The following is a 17,712-nucleotide window of genomic DNA, read 5'->3' as shown; positions in this document are numbered from 1 at the left end:
AAAACACCCTATAAGTGCTGCTGTGCCTGGCGAATCAGCCTTTTGGTAATCTCTCCACCGACCGATCCATTCTCACGGGAAGTCAGATGGCCCCAGCCTTTATACTGACCATAAGAGTGATCACTCACCTCACCCAGTTCAGAACCAAATTCGGTATCTGCACCGGCAAGACCTCTACCGCCATATCCCACATTCAGACCAAACTCAGCGGCAATTTCATACTTCATCTGATCCAACATCTGACGACTTTCGGGTACCACTTTGCGGTTGCTTCTAGCCATGATTCCTGCACCTCCGGTTATTGGTTGTGTACAGTTATAGAGTGAGCAGGAACAGGGCTGGCTAGCCGTATTAATGTTTGTTAGAACTGGTTAATCTGAACAAATGAAATGAATAAAAAGTCTGACAAGTGCTCATCCTATTTCAGAGAATATCCACCACGTACCATTACAGTCAAGCTGTACTTGTTACCATCCAATATCGTTATACCCCGTCCATCTCTTGGAAAAGAGAGCAAGTGATTAGTCGGTGCTGTCTGACCATTCGTCAAATCAACCCCGTCCGTCAGATCAGCTACACCATTCGTACCTTCACTGACGATCACAGCTTTACCGCTACGCACGATGAACTCCGCGCCAGATGCACCGATCAGCTGTTGACCAGGCTTCACGGTTACGATCTCAACAGCATCAGAGGCACCAGAGACCAATGGAGGCAACGATGTATCTCCACTTGTACTGCCCGAGTTGCCATTACCCGTAGAGCCGCTGTTACTACCTGATGTATTTCCAGACCCTGTGTTTGTGCCTCCACCCAAAGCTTTTTGAATTTGCTGATCAACATAACTCTTCGTCACTACCGGATCATCTGCTGTTCCCGGTTGGCTTGTACCTGCACCTATTGCCGTATTGCTGTATACAGACCCAACCCACACGCCAACACCAATCGCCAGTGCAGCCAGGGATACTTTCATATAAGGTTTCATGTGATTTATTTTCCTCCTCTGGTAATCTATTAACTTTAACTATAGAGAAAAAGTAGAGATGCGACAAGCAAAACCTCGTTTCCATTTCTCTGGAAACGAGGTTTTCTTAAAAGGGTAAAATCAATTCTATATTGAAATTCCTATTCTTCTTCGGGAAGTCTAGTTCGGTCATATCCAAAGACCTGCTCCGCAAGTGGAATACGTTGTCCTTGGAATTGATCATACACCGTTAAGCGATATGAACCCCCACGTAATTGTTCGAAGAATATATCCTCAAGACTCCAACTTAAAGTCTGCTTTGTACCAGTTTTTATATCTGTACCTATATCCAGCTCTTTATCAAATGATTTACCAGCCTGATCTGTGAGGATTATCACGAGCTTATGCTCATTCTCCCCAATCTCAACATCTTCATCCCGAGACAGATTGTAGTTCATCTCCACCTGTAAAGATGAGCTTCCTGCGAGATATGCACGAACGCTGTTTGCTGTAAGGGTGTAAGGATAGAGATCAATATTTGTCAAATTACCTTGAACACTAATTAATTTGGGAGGTACTTCAAATGCCAATGCATTCACATAAGCTGTAGCCTCCCCTTCTCCGGTTACAAATTTGCTGTCAGCAATACCCTCACCGACGATTAGACGCATATCCGAGAACATAACTGTCTTAGGTACTTTAGCCCAGAACGTAACAATAGATTTTTGTCCCGGCCCTGGTACACGATCAGATTGTTTGGATAATGCTTTGTAATACTGTCCATCAGATGTTTTGAAATAACCCACCAGTTTTGCCAGGCCACTTTGACGTAGTGATTTATTTGTCATTTCAAATTCCGTATAAACGATATCCGAAGAAGTTCCTGGATAAACAATGGTTCTACGTGCACCCATTACAGTCTCTTTATCCGCAGAGCCTGATGTATAAGACTTTCCAGCGCCTACATAAGATACAGGTTGGATTAGACCGGATGTGTTTAACGTAATCCATTCATTCGTTTCTTCTTCGCTAACCTTTTCAATTAGACTCACTTCCAGCCGTCCAATCCGAAGCTCCGAAGGAATTTTAGTCAATAGGTAGGCTTCTGTAGTCATACCAACTCCAAGTAGCTTGCCTGTCTGTGTATATATTAACTTCTTGTCTCCATCGAGTTGAGCCGAGTCAATGGTGAACATTGCTTCGAGCTCTGGCAACTGCACCGTTTTGCTGCCAGCATTACGAATCGTTACTTTCGCAGCAACAATGTCGCTATCCGACCATGGTAAACGCTGTAAAGATCCCAACGAAACACCAAACGTTCCTTTGCTATTCTTAATAACCGTCTCTGTTGTCAGACCGTCTCCAGTGGAAACAGATTGCGGAATTGCATATACGCCTACAGGGTAGGAGAAAACAAAGTTATTTGTACTCGTTTGAGTCGTTGACTCCGTGCTCTCATCTTTATCCACAGGACTCATCGCATATAGCTTAATTTTGCTCGTATCTCCATCACCTTGTAAGGTCGCATTAAGTTTAATCGTTTTAATATCTCCCGGGTTAAGCTTTAATTCGTCTAAAGCCTTGGTTTCAATTGGATAAATTGTTCCGTCAGCAGATCGTACTTCAAATGTATATGTTGGTACTTTAACAGCTTTCTTGCCTTCGTTCTTAAGTACAAACTGCATATTCAGATCATATTCAGCGTCATCGATGCGAACCTTTGCTGACTCCAGCAATGTAGATAATCGTTGTCCCTCAACAGATATGATATTCGGTTGATTTGCAGCCACCTCTACGTTCGTTGCTTTGCTTGCTTCAGGCAGCTGCAACGCAGCAACAGGTAAGACCGTCTTCTCTTCACCCTGCTCTTCCACCAGCAATAGTTCAGACTTTTGCAGCTTCACCGAAGTGGGTAGAGACGCCATCAGACTCAAAGCCTTATTGGCCTGTGCCTGAATGCTAACGCTTGTACTATCCTTGTCTGGCGTCAAAGGATAATTCGCGCCACTTGGCGTACGCAAGATCCATTTGATATTCGGATTTTCAAGCAATTTGTAACTAATATTGTTTAGATTGACACCAATTTTGACATACTGATTCTTATCTTCACCTGGGAATACTTTAATACCAGACACTTTAACCTTCACCATAGAATCACTTAGACGAACCGTCTTCGGTTTACCTACGGGTGTATTAATAATATAGGATGCGGGCACATTAAACTTACCCAGCGTACGTTCATAGTTAGATTGACTGAAATCCCACTTCACGATGAGGAAGTTTAGATCACTCAGTTTCACTTCGCGTCCAACTTTCATGACGTAAGTCAAATCAGCCGTTGATCCAGGTGCAACTGTTTTCTTTTCTTGATCCTTTGCAATCAATTTAGGTGAGAATAGCGTTCCACCCTTGGTTTTTACCTTGCTCCAGTAATCGAGCATCATCATAGGGGTAGTGTCATTGTTCTTGTACGTCAATGTATACGTAACAATATTTCCATCATCTTGAGACAAGATGTTCACATCGGTCAATCTCACGGAGCTACGTGCGGTTACTTTGACAGGAGATAAATTACTCAGTGTATGTAATACCGTGTTCGTTGATACTGTTGTTTTCTTTGATGCACTGCTATTTGAACTGGTAGCAGACGTTTTATTCGATGTGCTCGCTGCCATCGCAATGCCAGCATTTGAGCTTATTAACATCACACTTGCGAGCAAGCTGGCAACCATTTTTTTTTGATCCACTTCCAAACCTCCCATAAGTTGCTTGTTGCATTTACAGTATAAACGTTAGAAAGAGATAGAAAGTTACGATGTTGTTGCTTTAAAATAACAAAGATATTCAATCACTAGAGATGAGCTATATCTTGATTAACCCAACGCAAAAAAAAGAGACTGCCTAATGGCAGTCTCTTTAAGTTTTAATACTAATTATTTTTGAATAATTGCTGAGTAGTAAGAAGTAGTTCCTGCTGCAACATTAGCTTCTGTACTAGCATCTTTCAAGAATTTAGCAGTTGGATTCACGCGTACTTTAACAATTTTGTTTAAGTTAGCGGATGGATTCACTGTTCCATTGTTGATAGTGATGTTAATAACATTAGGATTTGTATTATCTTTAGCAATTGTGAAGTCAGAACCTGGTTTCAGTACAGTTCCATCAACTGTAACATCGAAATCATAAACTTCGTTAGCACCCAGTGTAGCAATTGCTTCTGTGAAGTAAACAGAAGTTGTTACAGTGTTAGCTGTTTCATTGAGAGTTGCTTTTTGAGTTACGCTAGAGATAGAAGGTGCAATACCATCTACAACTGGTTTAGAAGCAGCAGTTACAAATTTAGCACCTGCAGGAGTTACCAGGTTTCTGTTAGCAAGAACATTAACAGTAACTGGAGCTGATGCATAAGTTCCATTAGCGCTCAATTTGTAACTATCCGACAATGTCAGCGTAGCAACATCATCAGATACAGATACAGATACAACAGACAATTTAGTAGAACCATTAGTCACTTCAAAGTCACTAGTAGAAGCAGTTTGAATGTTTTGGTTGAAGTATACTTTAATTTTGTTTGTTGCTGTAGCTTTTGCATCTCCATTAAGAGCAAGCGCGGCTTCAGGATTAACAGTTTTTTCTTGAACCAATCCAGCTAATGTCACTCCACCAGCACTTTGTACATTGGTTACACGAATTTTTGCAATTGTGTCTACTTTAACGCTAGATGGGAATACAACGATTACGGATTTACCGTCAGAACTGATTGTCAGGTTAGCTCCACTTGGAAGAGCTTTCCAAACGCCATCAGTTGTTGCATAAACATATTTTGTTTTATCCAAAGCACTGTTATTACCAGAAGTTGCCATTGCTTTGTCGAAATTCACAATCAAGCGGTTGTTAGAAATTGTGTAATACGCACCGGACAACTCAGGAGCTGTAACATCTCCAACTTTGATTGTTGTGGAATAAGGCAACAGAACGTTTTTCAATGTTGTGCTGTCAGAAACATTGTTGATGCTCAGAGTGTAAGTTTTACCTTCAGTCAAAGCTTCAAACAAAGTAATTGTAGCTGTTTTATTGTTATCGGACAATGTAATAGATTTGAATTCAGATACTACGTCACCATCAGAGTTTTTGATAACATAGTTATCAGCATCAGTAGCTGTAGTGGAATCCAAAGCTTTTGTGAATTTCACAACCAATTCGCTACTTGAATTATCAGCCAATTTTGCGCTAACTACTTCAGGGCGAGTTTGATCAACTACTGGGTTAACTGTAATGCTGCTTCCGCTAGCAATTGTGTTACCAGAGTAGTCTTGTACTCCAGATACATACAAGCTAGTGGAGTAAATCAATTTGTTATCACCAGTGAAAGTGAATTTGTAAGTATCATCAGATACCGCTTCGAAAGAATCAGCAGTTCTCTTTGTGGAACCTTGATTCCAATATACGTTACCAGCAGACAACGTAGAAGGATCAACTGGCTCACTGAATTTCAATGTAACAGTTTCAAAAGATGCACTCACTACAGAAGCAACTGTTGGTGCAGTTTTATCTTCAACTACATTGAATTTGAAATCTTTAGAAACGGATTGCAGACCAGAGAAATCAGCCACACCGTTAACATTAATTGTTTGCTCGCCAGTAGACAATGTCGAGTACAATTTCAAAATTACAGTATTGCCGGAAACATCTGTAGTTCCTACAACCGCAGAACCATTAATTTTAAAGTTATTGGAGTTAACAGCGCTTGTTACAGGCTCACTGAAAGTGATCTTAACTGCTTTGTTACCCAAAGCTTCAACAGTGTTGGCAACTGGAAGAGCAGCATCAACCGGAGTGAAAGCAACATCGGATGCAGTGATTACGTTAGATCCTGCACGTACATTAGCAACGTCAATTGTGTACTCCTTTTGGTTAGTGAAACCTTTATCATCATTGGTAGTGTTCGCAACTGTCAAAGTAACTGTCTTTTTGTCAGAAGACAACGCAGCACTTTTAACGTTTACAGCATCACCATCATCAGTATCAATTGTGTAGTTGCTTTCGTCAGTTGCAGTAGCTTCATCAACTTCACCATCGAATACTACTTTCACTTCACGAAGGTTATCAGCGGATACTGTTTGCAGCTTAGTTGCAGTAGTTACAACATAAGTTACTTTTTCAGTAAACTCTTTATCTTTGTAAGTAAATTTCACTTCAGTTTCTTTGTTAGCTTCAAGAGCTTTATCCAAAGTTACTTTAACGGACTCACCGTCGCTGATTTTGAAAGTAACAACTTTACCTTCTTCAGTTACTTCGTAAGAAGAAACTTTCAAGCTTTGAGCTTGATCGATAGAGTAAGCTGCACCTACCAACAATTGACGGGAAGCATTGGATTGGAAGTTCAGGCTGGAGTCAAGCAGACCAGCGTTGATTGCTGCTTGAACGTAACCTTTAGCCCAAGCTGTTGCTGTGTTGTTAGTTTCAGTTGGAACTTCGAGGTCCAAAGCGATTGTCAGAACTTTCGCCATTTCTTCGATAGTTACTTTACCGTTGAAGTCGAAGATTTTCTTCTCAACGTTTTTACCTTCCATGATGCCTGCAGCTGTTACTGCTTCGATGTAAGGAGCAGCCCAGTTTTTAGCATTGTAGTTTTTATCGTTGTAAGAATATACACCAGTGATTTCTTTCAGGCCAAGCAATTTAGTGATAACTTTTGCGAACTCAGCGCGAGTCATCTCTTTGTCCAAACCAGCTGTTCCATCTGGGTAACCAGTGAAAACACCTTTTGCTTTCAATGCATCAAACTGTTGTTGTGGCGAAACCGCTGTATCACCGAATGCTACAGATGCAAACATTGAGAATGCCATTGCTGTAGACAGAGCTACGGATAAAATTTTCTTCATAACCTTTTTTTCTCCTCCTTGGGCGTTCATAACATTGGAATTTTCTTTAATAGGGTCGCTCGTGTTCCTCATTCTATTGTCGCACCCCCTTTCCAGAGTCATGAGCAAGTTAATATAAATGATGTCTGTGAGCATATCACAGAAACTTGTAAACGAGAAAAATGATAGATCCATACGAAAATAGAGTAGTTTCCTAATCCTACCTTACGTATTATACAATGGGTCTTCCGTGCCGTAAAGCAATTTTTTCTAATAAATAGACAAGATTCTTCACGAGGTCATTCTTGGTAAGTTCCCCAATGTTTTTGACTCTACATCTTAAACGCAGCAGATTTCAAAAAGTTGCGGATTCAGCAAAAAAAGTTTTGAACTTATTTATGTATTGATACTGTGCGGGTAATTTAATGTTCAAAACCATAAATTCAGTAGAGATAAAGCAAGCTGCGTGAAATTTTATGGTGTATGAATGAATGGGGACGTTTATTTATACCCGCAAACCCGCTCCATGAAGCGACAAATTCTTCTAAATGTAAAATATAAATAAAAGGCACTCCATATGGAATGCCTTTCGTAAAGTTTCGTTTCTATGCCTTAGCGAATTTTCATCGCAAGATCAATAATTTGAGCACGCATATTCGGATCACTGTTCAATCTTAGATACATATCATCAATAGGTTGTCTATTTTCCCGGTACGTCTTTTCATGCTTCATCGTGGTGTGAGACCATTCAATTAATTCATTCTCAGCCAAAACCAAATTGTTATACGCATCATGGAAGCCAGTCGCCTGTACAAGCCCTTCCATCACTTCTTGGGAAACTTCCTGTGTTTTACGTGTATCTTCTATTTTCTTCTCCAGAATGACTGCTTGTTTCTCGAACTGTGTCTTTGCCTTCATGTAGCCCAGCTGGGCTTTCGAATAAATCGGTTTCATTAGCTAACTTCACCCTCTAGATCATTGTGTATTTACCGCTATTGTATCTTAAACTCTAGTGAATTACAAAAATAGTTATTGGTAAAATAAATATTTCTTCTATTATAAATGTGATTTATACAGCTGATTTACAGTTACAAAAAGACCCGCCCCTTTATCACAAGGGACAGGTCCTTCCAATAATGCTCAGTTGTTCTTACATTAATTAACTCAAGTTTTTAGGAAATAGCTTAGTACTCTTTTTCAATAACTCTACAGCAATTTTTGCCGCTTCAGCGCGGGTCAAGTTTCCTTTGGGGTTAAACTGATAAAGCTGCTTGCTGGAGCCTGCAACAGTTACTGGATTCCCCTCCATGATCTTCTGCTTACTTACTGCCTCAATGGCAGGACGAGCATAATAGTCAATCACCGTAGAATCAGTAAATGATTTAGCCAAGCTAGCTGACAGTTTACTATTATTGGCTGAGAGCTTCAGACTCATAGCTCGGGCGATCATAACTGCTGCCTGCTCCCGAGTTACGCGTTGATCAGCTCCAAAGAATCCGTCACTAAGACCCTGGACAATACCTGCACGAGCAGCCGTCTCAATGGAAGCATAGTCCCATGTTGTCGACACAGATGATGGCACGATGTCATAGAACGTTTGATTGTTATCGTAGTTCAACGGCAGACTAAGACCTTTAACGAGTAAAGTAGCGAACTCTCCACGTGTTGTTTGGTCATCTGAACCAAACTCATTGTAACGAAGATTATTCATAATCCCTTTAGAGTAAAGTGCATTCAACAAATTACGTCCCCATGGATGGTTTGTAATATCGGTGTAGCTCTTGCTCAATTTCATAACTTTATAATATCCGAACTCGTCGAAAGGTACAGTGATGGTATGTTTTTTCGTATCCACTTCACCACCAATATTTTGCCAAACACCTTTGTCAGTGTATTTAAATACGGATATTGTAGACCCAACTTCATCTACAATCGTTGAATCATAATTCAATTTAAGCGTTCCGCGGTTGGATGGGACCAATTTGCGTTCTGCTGGAATCTGGGTGAAATACAACTGATCCAAATAATATGGTGGCAATCCATTAGTACCAGCTTTGTAGCCATTGTCTCCCTTATTTCCTTGCTCACCTATTCCACCATTAATCCAATAAATATCAGATACGAGCGTAAAGTTGCTGGTATTTAACGTCGAGTTGAAATATAAAACCAGATTGTCCGGGATAATAATTGTACTTTCCCCGTTCTCACTTCGTCCATCGGTGTTAACGTTAATGATGTTACCATAATCATTTCTGCGCTCAACAACGCCGTCTTTGGGATCAGCGATTCCAAACAACAGCTTGTTGTCTGGATAAAACTTGGTTACCCCGTTACCAACTTGTGTAGCAGACTGTAGCAATGTCCCTTTCGGGAAGGACAATTCCAGTTCTTTATTAAACACGCTATATTTTGTGCTCACAGTTGGTGCCATGTACTGACTATCAATGGTCACTGTACCCGTATAATAGACATTGATTGTGTCATTAATTGTCCCACCATCACGAATAACCTGAATCTTTATGGCGTTTGTTTTGTTTGCTTTAAGACCTACATAGTCGTATACGAAACGATCTTCGATATCTGAACGACGAGTTGCTGGTTGCTTATCAATGAGAACTTGCGTAGCTCCTTCTGCCTCGATATCGAAACGAATAAAGTTTTTATTTACAACGATTTGGTCGCCTACAGTTGGCTGTGGAGCCAAAATTCGATAGGACGATGCCTCTCTCAGAATTTCCAGTCGTTGTGTTGATCTGGCTCCTGTACTGTTAATTAGTTCAACCGTGTATACATGGCTTCCAGGGGCATCAAATTCAATATCTTTAATCCGGAGAATGAACTCATCCTGGTCACCGGCATAGTCAAAATTATAACTTTTCCCATTAAAGGTAAATGTATTCGAGTATCTTACTGCCGTGTCGCTCTTATGCATATCAGGGAAATTACTACTGGTAAACATCACGTCAGACCCGAATTTCAAATTAATTGTCTGGGCTCCACCACCGCGAAGGACCAAATCGTACTTTTCTTCACTGGTTACATATTTATCCGTTCGATATGCAAATTCTGGTGTAACTGAGAAAATATTAGACAGTTCCGTTTTGGTATACTCTGATACCTCATCGTGGGTAAAGAGCTGGCGCGCATCATTCGGAATCAGCACCGGCATAAAGGCATCGATATTGGAAACATTAGAGTCAATAATATATATCCGAAGTTCTTTACGAATCTCAATCAGATTGCCTCCCGCATCGGAGGAAGTACCTGTCAATACGATTGTATTTTCACCATATACTACCGGACCTTTACGATCAATATCAAATTTGAGTTTAAACACACCTACTTTCTTCTTGTCACTGTTTGTTTCAACTTCCATCCACGTGGACCAATCTGCTCCAGGATGCTGATCAACTCCATTGACGAAAACTTGTGCATTGAATTGTGGATCGTCAGCAAAACCTTCAAAACCAATATACTGACCAATAACGTCCAATCTATTGGAGTCCGTATTAGAATTAAATGTATAGGTTTGTCCATCATATAAGTTGGATACATAAATATAATTCTTGGATGAATATGAGATGCTTGCATTATATGAAGAGCTTGCGTTCGTAAAATTAAACTTAACCTGTTGCTGACCGGTTGCAAAACCACTAACTTTCCAAACCTGCGTCTTTCCATTAGTACTTTGAACTGTCATGCTCAGTTTTTTGGTGGCAAGTGGTAGATACGCCCCTTCGAGCACATCAGTACCTTGGGTCAGATCTGTATCAGCCTCTACCATAATGTAAAATTCAGATTCTTCAACTTGAGCTCCGTTCAATGCAACTTTGGACACAACCTTGCCATTATAGTCTGGAAGATAGTACATGTTCTTGATGACTTTTTCTCCAGGTAAATATTTAAAATTGCCTGAATAAGTTGCAGTAAATGTACCATAGGTCACTGTAAGAGATGCTCTTTGTTCTGTCTGAGTATCGCCAGTACCATCGCTATTAACTGTACGGAAGTCATATGCAGACGTTGTAAATGTCACTAAACGGTACATTGGCGTGACGCCATCTGATCCTGGAATAATTACTTCCGGTTCAGTTGTCTTAGTCAAAGTCGTGGATTTATCCACGTTGTTCACACTAACAGTACCAACTGAATCAAAAGAACTGGTACTTGCAGTATAAGGAAGCAACATTTGAACCGAGAAGCTTCCCTGCTTCCCGCCCGATGCAGATGTTAGCGTCGGCTTATTATCGATAATGGAGTAGTTATTACCCCCATGCACGATTTCGAGTTTACTAAAAGGCTGCTCTGCATCGTAATAATAGACATTTCGTTCAATCGTGATGGAATCCGATGCGTTACTAATCACAAATTTAAGGGAATTCAATCCCGGATTTAGATTCATTTGAGGCGTGAAGAACTTCCCATCTTCAAGTAAGGAGGTCAGGAGAGCAGTTTCACCGTTAACTGCGACAGTTACTTTAGTTGCGTTCTGGACAGCTCCCTGCATGGAAACAGCCTTCGTCGTTACTACAGTCTGTGCTCCCTCATTTAGATTGTATGAATTAGAACCAGAGAAAATTTTCAAACTTTCTACGTAAGGAACTTTATCGTACAATACATAAAATGTATCCGATCTTTCAACACTTCCTTGATTCCCGTAAAGCGTGATTTTATTAAACCCTGAGAATAACGTGAGATTGTTGGCTTCAAACTTATTGGATGAAGATGTACTTGCCGTTACAGTGCCCGTTGTAAAGTGTGTACTGTCCGTTTCCCAGACTGTGGAACCTTTTGATACCGAGTTAAGTTGTTCAATTTTAACACTCATTGTGTCTTTGGATACATAAGAATATGTACCTGTAATGCTAATTGTTGGATTTGTTGTTTTATAAACATTGTCACGACTGAGCGTTGTACCAGATGTTGTCAAAGATAACCCTGAAGTTTTACTTAGGTTAGCTATATCCGGAATGAAATAAGTAGCTATAGATTGAAGATCATCTGCTGCATTCGCTGTGTTCTGCTTAAACAGACCTTGTGGGAACAATGAGAACACCATAGCGACCAACATGATCCATGCCAACGGCCGTTTCTTTTGTTGCATTACGTATCATCTCTCCTCTTTTTAAGTCAGTTACCGTTATATATCGGCCGAAAGGTTCCAATTATTTAGTAAAAACAGCAAAATAAACAAAAAACCTTGTCCACGAGGGACAAGGTTTGGGTTGAAAGAATATTCAATAAGATCAGTAAACGAGCGTTTCTATTTAGGATTTCGAGCGGGTCTCCGGGTTCAACTTGACGCGCATACGCATCAGGAAGTTAATAACCGGCCTTCTGGTTTTGCTTACAAGTCCGATGACTTCTGCACCCACCTGGAGGAAGAACATCATGATACAGATCACGACGAACGTTACCCAGTTGGCTTCGAACATCGCAGCGGAAGATTGGATAATCGCCAGTACACCGAAGAATGCGGCAATACCGTAGATGATCAGCACTGTCTGACGGTGACTGAATCCAAGTTCACGCAAGCAGTGATGCAAGTGACCTTTATCCGGTGAGAAAATCGGTTTCCGTTGTACCGCACGACGAATGATCGCGAAGAAGGTATCCGAGAGCGGCACACCGATAATGATCAGCGGTGTAATGAAGGACACGACAGCAATTTGTTTGAATCCAAGCATGGACAGCATTGCCAGAGAGAAACCAAGGAATAGCGATCCCGTATCCCCCATGAAGATCTTGGCCGGGTGGAAGTTGAAGAACAAGAATCCAACAATACTACCAAGCAGTACAAGACACATCAAGGCAATCATCATGTTACCCATCAGGAAGGACATCACGGCAATGGTACCAATGGCAATACCGGACACACCGGCAGCCAGACCATCCAGACCATCAATCAGGTTAATCGCATTCGTTACACCAACAATCCAGAGAATCGTCAGTGGAATGGACACCCAAGCTTCCAATGAGGAGTAAGCATCCTGAAAAGGAATATTGACGAAGTCTACACGGATATTGAATCCGAATACGACTACAGCAGCAGCAACAATTTGTCCGAGCAGTTTCACTTTGGCTGACAGTTCAAAACGGTCATCCAATGCACCAATCAGTACGATGATCGATCCACCAATCAGAAAAGCACTGACAAAGCTCATGTCTCTTGTCGTAAACCATGCTGACACAAAAGGAAGCAGAGCAGCAACCGTAATGATAAAGGCCAGGAAAATCCCTAGACCACCAAGACGCGGCATAATCCGAGTGTGCACTTTACGAGCATTCGGCGTATCCATTGCACCAATTCTGACTGCGAACTTTTTGACAAGTGGTGTCAGGGCAAGAGCCAGTCCCATTGACACGATAAATCCAATGATAAAGATCGCTACCATTTGAACATTCGACCCCCAATTATAATACCTGTAAGAAATTATAAATCCCCTGATCTCTTTTTATATATAAAAAATCATTTGTTAGTCATTTTTGAATACTTGTTACACGATAACGAAGAGAGCAAGGAAAACCTGAAGAAGCGAAGCGTTCGCCTTTATCACCTGATTTCACCCTTATAAAGGGTAATAAAAGAAATCTGGGGATAACAGCGATCGGAAGGTTGCCTTGCTATCGTAGTTGCTCAGTGTAACGTTTTAATTCAAGCAGCACGACACATGTAATCCGGAATGAATTATACGCTGATCACAGGCGAAATGCCAACCTCAATTTTTAGCAAAAACGTGCATTTTACTCGTAATAGCCTAATTTTAACGGACTTTAGTCACGTTTTCTTTGTCCCGCATCACTTTGACAGCGAATTTCGGAAGCGCAAGCATTCGACCAGCCCGGCTAGGTTCGCGAAGTAGACGATAAAACCATTCCAGTCTTAACTTTTGGAACACTTTAGGTGCACGTTTGGTTTTGCCCGAAATCACATCAAAGCTGCCTCCAACCCCCATCGTAACGGGAACCTGAAGCGCGTCTTTGTACTTGTGAATCCACGGTTCCTGCGTGTCTGCCCCACGTGCAACAAACAGCAGATCAGGTGCAGCTTCACGGATGGAAGCGACAACCTGCTCGTCCTCAGCCGGACCAAAATAACCGTCGCGATAACCTACAATTCGAATCGCCGGATATTGCTCTTGTAACCGAACTGCCGTTTCTTGAATCACCTCAGGTGTGGAACCGAGCAGATACACGCCCCACCGATAGTTTTCTCCAACACGCAGCAATTCATGTAAAAGCTCAAATCCAGGTACCCGCTCTGCCACAGGCTCCCCACAATAATTGGCAGCCCATACAACCCCTGTCCCATCGGGTACAATCATTTCCGCAGACTGCATAACCTTCATCATCGCCGGGTTTTCCAGCGCGGCCATGACCATGATGGGATTGGCTGTAATGACTTGGTGCGGCTGTTTTGTAAGCACTGCTTGGCGTAGAACCTCCACCGTTTCTTTCATCGTTAGTTTGGAAAAAGGAATACCATAGATTGAAACGGTAGGTATTGGTCCGGTCTGATTCATCTTATTTCACCCTTTGCGGCCTAAATATTTAATAATTTGCTGAGCAGGCACTTTGGCTTCCTGCTTCAATTCGGTAATGCCTTCTTCATGTTCCTTCAGCCACTGTGAACGCTGATCCAACAGGTTAGCCACCGTCTTCGCCAGTTTATCCCCATCCAGCGCATCCGTACTGCCCACGGTTTCACTATCCAGACGCAGCATGAACTGATCAATCTTCGGATCATACGAGATACCAACGGGTGGAACATACTGTGATGCGGCATAGATCAGACTGTGCAGACGCATGCCGATAACGACATCACAATTGCTGACTTCCTGCAGCATCAGCTGCGGATCGGTGAGATCCTTGGTAATGCTGACTTCGCTACCTTTGTTACCGAGGTCACCGAGCATTTCCATAACAAAACGTGAAGCCTGCTCATCAATCGGTAAGTGAAATGGCATAAAGCGCAAGTGAACGGCTTTTTTGGAGCAAAGCTTCTTCAATCCAGCAGCAATGGCTGTAAGCTCTTTACGATCCGACTCCCAGAAACGTACCGAAACGCCGATCACCGGGAGTTTGGTATGAACGCTTGCTCCTTGAGCATTAACCGCGACTGAACTTACTTCTTCAGCTTTGGCTTCAGGCAGTGGCAGACCCATCACCGGGTCAGGGACCACATGAATCTGATTCCACCGCAATCCGAGCCCGCGCAAATATTCAGCGGATTGTTCATCACGCACAGATACATAGTTGCAGGCCTTAAAGACCGAACGAATCATCGGATTGAATATCTTGCGATTTACAGGTCCGATGCCCTGAGCATAGATAAATGTTGGTTTTTTCAACCATTGGGCCAGTTTGATAACACCCAGGTAGTAAGGGATGGATTTCAGTCCGGTTGCATCCTGCAGCAGACTTCCTCCCCCACTAATTAAACCGTCACTTTCCTTAATCGCTTCGCGAACTTCCTTCAACTTCATCCGATGTACTGAACGTACACCGTACATTGAAGTGGTCGACTCCGGGTCACCGGAGAGCACAATCGGCTCAATCGTGACATTCGATCTGTGACTCTCCTCTTCCAGCGCCGTCAAAATTGACTTTAGTACCGCTTCGTCTCCGCTGTTGCGGAATCCGTAATATCCCGAGATGACTAACTTTTGAGAAGTGGTGACCATTTTTTCCAACATCCTTCCGCTACTTGCCACACACCCACAGCAACGATACCGAAGATTAAGCCAAGTCCCAATCCCATCACTCCACGAATGAGTGACAATACAGCTGGCGTATGGATATGCGCGAACGTATCCACCATGGACAATTGTCCAATTGCTGCAATAATGAGCACAAAGATGACTTTACGATATTTTAAAGCGGCGAACACGCCAACGATAAACAGCGGGTGTCCCAGCATAAATTCTTTGAATCTTGGCCGCACGCCGAATGTATCTTCCAGCGTAGTACGCAGGAACATCTCGAACGGTGTAACCGAACCCGAGTTGCCTGTACGGCTCAAATAATAGTATCCAACCACAGCAGCAACCAGTGCCAATACAACCATCAATACGTTAATCGGTGTACGAAGAATATCCTTAATTTGTTTAATGGAGAATGTACCCGAACCACGGTAAAACACAATATAAATCGCTACCAGCGCCATAGGTGCAAAGTGTAACAAACTCACGCCTCGGAACTGGTTGATCACCAGACTGTACGTAATGCTGTTCAGCAATGCGATGACAAAAGGCACCGCCAGAAACGAAAGAATCGACGTTCTTACATATAAGAAGATCGTTTGTGCCAACCGGCGACCCGCAGGCGCGTCTGGCTGACGCTGTTGCTGATAGTTCACTGTACGAACCGCCAGCACCATCGCAATGGTTGGCGCGCTAATTGCGACCAGCAAGGCAATTCCTTGCTCCAGCAACGTCGGTTTGAGCAAGAATAACCCGGCACTACCCACCAGAGCCAGCGCAAATACCAGCAATGTCAGCAGTGGTACAAAATAGGAAACCATAAGCGTAATCATTGCGATTGCACCAATCAAGGCCACCAGCTTGGCATAACGCTGAATGGAAGAATCCTTAACCGTGAACGCTTCAGCTTGTCCGAGTTCGAAGCCGTGTTTGCCCATACGTTCAATCGCATGACCTGGCTCACCCAAACTGTTGATCAAATTATCAATCGGATTGGTGATCATGGCTTTGGCTGTATTCCGACTTGGCGAAGCATTCATATAGAGCATACGAATGTTGCGGTCTTTGGTAGCCAAAACAAAACGGTCAGCAATGGTGTCTACATCCAGATTGGCATCCCCGTCACTTAAGGAGTACAGACGAGTTACATTGTAATCAATTTTATAGGAGAGAGTCTCAAAACCGGATTGTGGTTTCTTCAAATTCTCAATAGCCGCCAGTCCAATATGGTGCTTGTTCAGCAACTGGGCAAACATATCGATACTCTTCATCTCTGCATTATCATTGTACCCTTTCACAGCATCGCCATCAAACAAGATGCGCTTTACCCCATTTTCTTCGAAGAAGGTAAGCAGGCGTTCCATAGATTCCTGATTGTAAGGAACACTGTCTGCGATCCGTGGCAAAATGTAAAATCCTTTATCACGCAGCATCTTCACGGCAACCGGATCTGGTTGCAAAGGCTGCATGTTGGCATTCTCCGGTGGAGTCTGCAATATTAAGCCGCTACGACCTTCATATTCCCATGGAAGCACAGGAATCTCCCGATCGGCGAACGTTTGTTCAATGATAGGGGTATACGTTTGTGCATTTTCCTCGTTTGTGAACAGCACATACGTGTAATTATCGTTAGCAGGAATGACATTTTTGGTCATGTTCGCAAGGTCCTGCCCGTTATATACCATCAGACGGCGGGACTTCTTCAACTCATCCAGTGTACTTTCGAACACCGCCATGGTTGTCACTCCGGCGTCTTTCAACCGAGACAGTTGTTCATTCATAAAGTCTTGCGGATGGGCCTGATAAGCCGAGATATCCAATAGCCCCCGATAATTGAAGACAAGCTCCACCTTTTTGGCGGAAGATTCCGTCTGTACCCGATCACTGATGACAGGGATGGAAGCAATCAAACCGATAATGACAACAATCCACAGCCACTTCCGTGAAGCGGTATTCCAATAAAGCCATTTTTGACGCACTACATGTACCTCCTCAAGTGTTGGAACCAAATGCACGTTCAGCTCATGATTTTCATTGCATAATAGTGAATAAATACCGGATACAAACAGCTTGTGTCAACAAACGTGCATCTATCCGCAATTCATCCAAAATAGACGTAGGAATTCACCCTTTTTACCTAAAAGAAAAGCCCCTCCGCCAACCAACCTTACGGTGCGGAGAG

General features: G+C 42.5%; 10 protein-coding genes. All 10 read right to left on the bottom strand.

From position 1 onward, the window contains the following. Nucleotides 1–8: 8 nt before the first annotated feature. Nucleotides 9–281: an alpha/beta-type small acid-soluble spore protein gene (locus ACR1R9_RS30180; protein WP_053782866.1), complete on the bottom strand. Its 273-nt coding sequence runs from the start codon at nt 279–281 to the stop codon at nt 9–11. 137 nt (nt 282–418) lie between these two features. Beyond that, complete coding sequence (locus tag ACR1R9_RS30175) at nt 419–985, bottom strand: hypothetical protein (RefSeq protein ID WP_433922027.1); 567 nt, start codon at nt 983–985, stop codon at nt 419–421. A gap of 140 nt (nt 986–1,125) precedes the next feature. Beyond that, nucleotides 1,126–3,711 (bottom strand): hypothetical protein, encoded by a 2,586-nt coding sequence (locus ACR1R9_RS30170; protein WP_433922028.1) that lies wholly within the window; start codon nt 3,709–3,711, stop codon nt 1,126–1,128. Nucleotides 3,712–3,897: 186 nt separating this feature from the next. Further along, the gene (locus ACR1R9_RS30165; protein ID WP_433922029.1) at nt 3,898–6,849 is read right to left on the bottom strand and encodes an Ig-like domain-containing protein; all 2,952 of its coding nucleotides are present in this window, start codon (nt 6,847–6,849) and stop codon (nt 3,898–3,900) included. 591 nt (nt 6,850–7,440) lie between these two features. Next, nucleotides 7,441–7,782: a hypothetical protein gene (locus ACR1R9_RS30160; RefSeq protein WP_326067504.1), complete on the bottom strand. Its 342-nt coding sequence runs from the start codon at nt 7,780–7,782 to the stop codon at nt 7,441–7,443. Nucleotides 7,783–7,987: 205 nt separating this feature from the next. Further along, nucleotides 7,988–11,932 carry an S-layer homology domain-containing protein gene (locus tag ACR1R9_RS30155; protein ID WP_433922030.1) on the bottom strand — a complete coding sequence of 1,315 codons (3,945 nt, stop codon included), beginning with the start codon at nt 11,930–11,932 and terminating at the stop codon, nt 7,988–7,990. Nucleotides 11,933–12,095: 163 nt separating this feature from the next. Beyond that, nucleotides 12,096–13,223, bottom strand: coding sequence for a glycosyltransferase family 4 protein (locus ACR1R9_RS30150; protein ID WP_072733618.1), 1,128 nt, complete (start codon nt 13,221–13,223; stop codon nt 12,096–12,098). A 369-nt stretch (nt 13,224–13,592) separates the two neighbouring features. Continuing rightward, nucleotides 13,593–14,351, bottom strand: a complete 759-nt coding sequence (locus ACR1R9_RS30145; protein ID WP_063567739.1) for a WecB/TagA/CpsF family glycosyltransferase — start codon at nt 14,349–14,351, stop codon at nt 13,593–13,595. A 6-nt stretch (nt 14,352–14,357) separates the two neighbouring features. Further along, nucleotides 14,358–15,512 (bottom strand): polysaccharide pyruvyl transferase CsaB, encoded by a 1,155-nt coding sequence (gene csaB / locus ACR1R9_RS30140; protein ID WP_433922031.1) that lies wholly within the window; start codon nt 15,510–15,512, stop codon nt 14,358–14,360. Beyond that, nucleotides 15,488–17,509 (bottom strand): DUF5693 family protein, encoded by a 2,022-nt coding sequence (locus ACR1R9_RS30135; RefSeq protein ID WP_433922032.1) that lies wholly within the window; start codon nt 17,507–17,509, stop codon nt 15,488–15,490. Before ACR1R9_RS30135 ends, csaB begins: the two co-directional genes overlap by 25 nt. Nucleotides 17,510–17,712 lie beyond the last annotated feature (203 nt).

The organism is Paenibacillus taichungensis (assembly GCF_050994985.1).
GTDB classification, from domain to species: Bacteria; Bacillota; Bacilli; order Paenibacillales; family Paenibacillaceae; genus Paenibacillus; species Paenibacillus taichungensis.
This window is presented reverse-complemented; position numbering and strand designations above follow the sequence as displayed.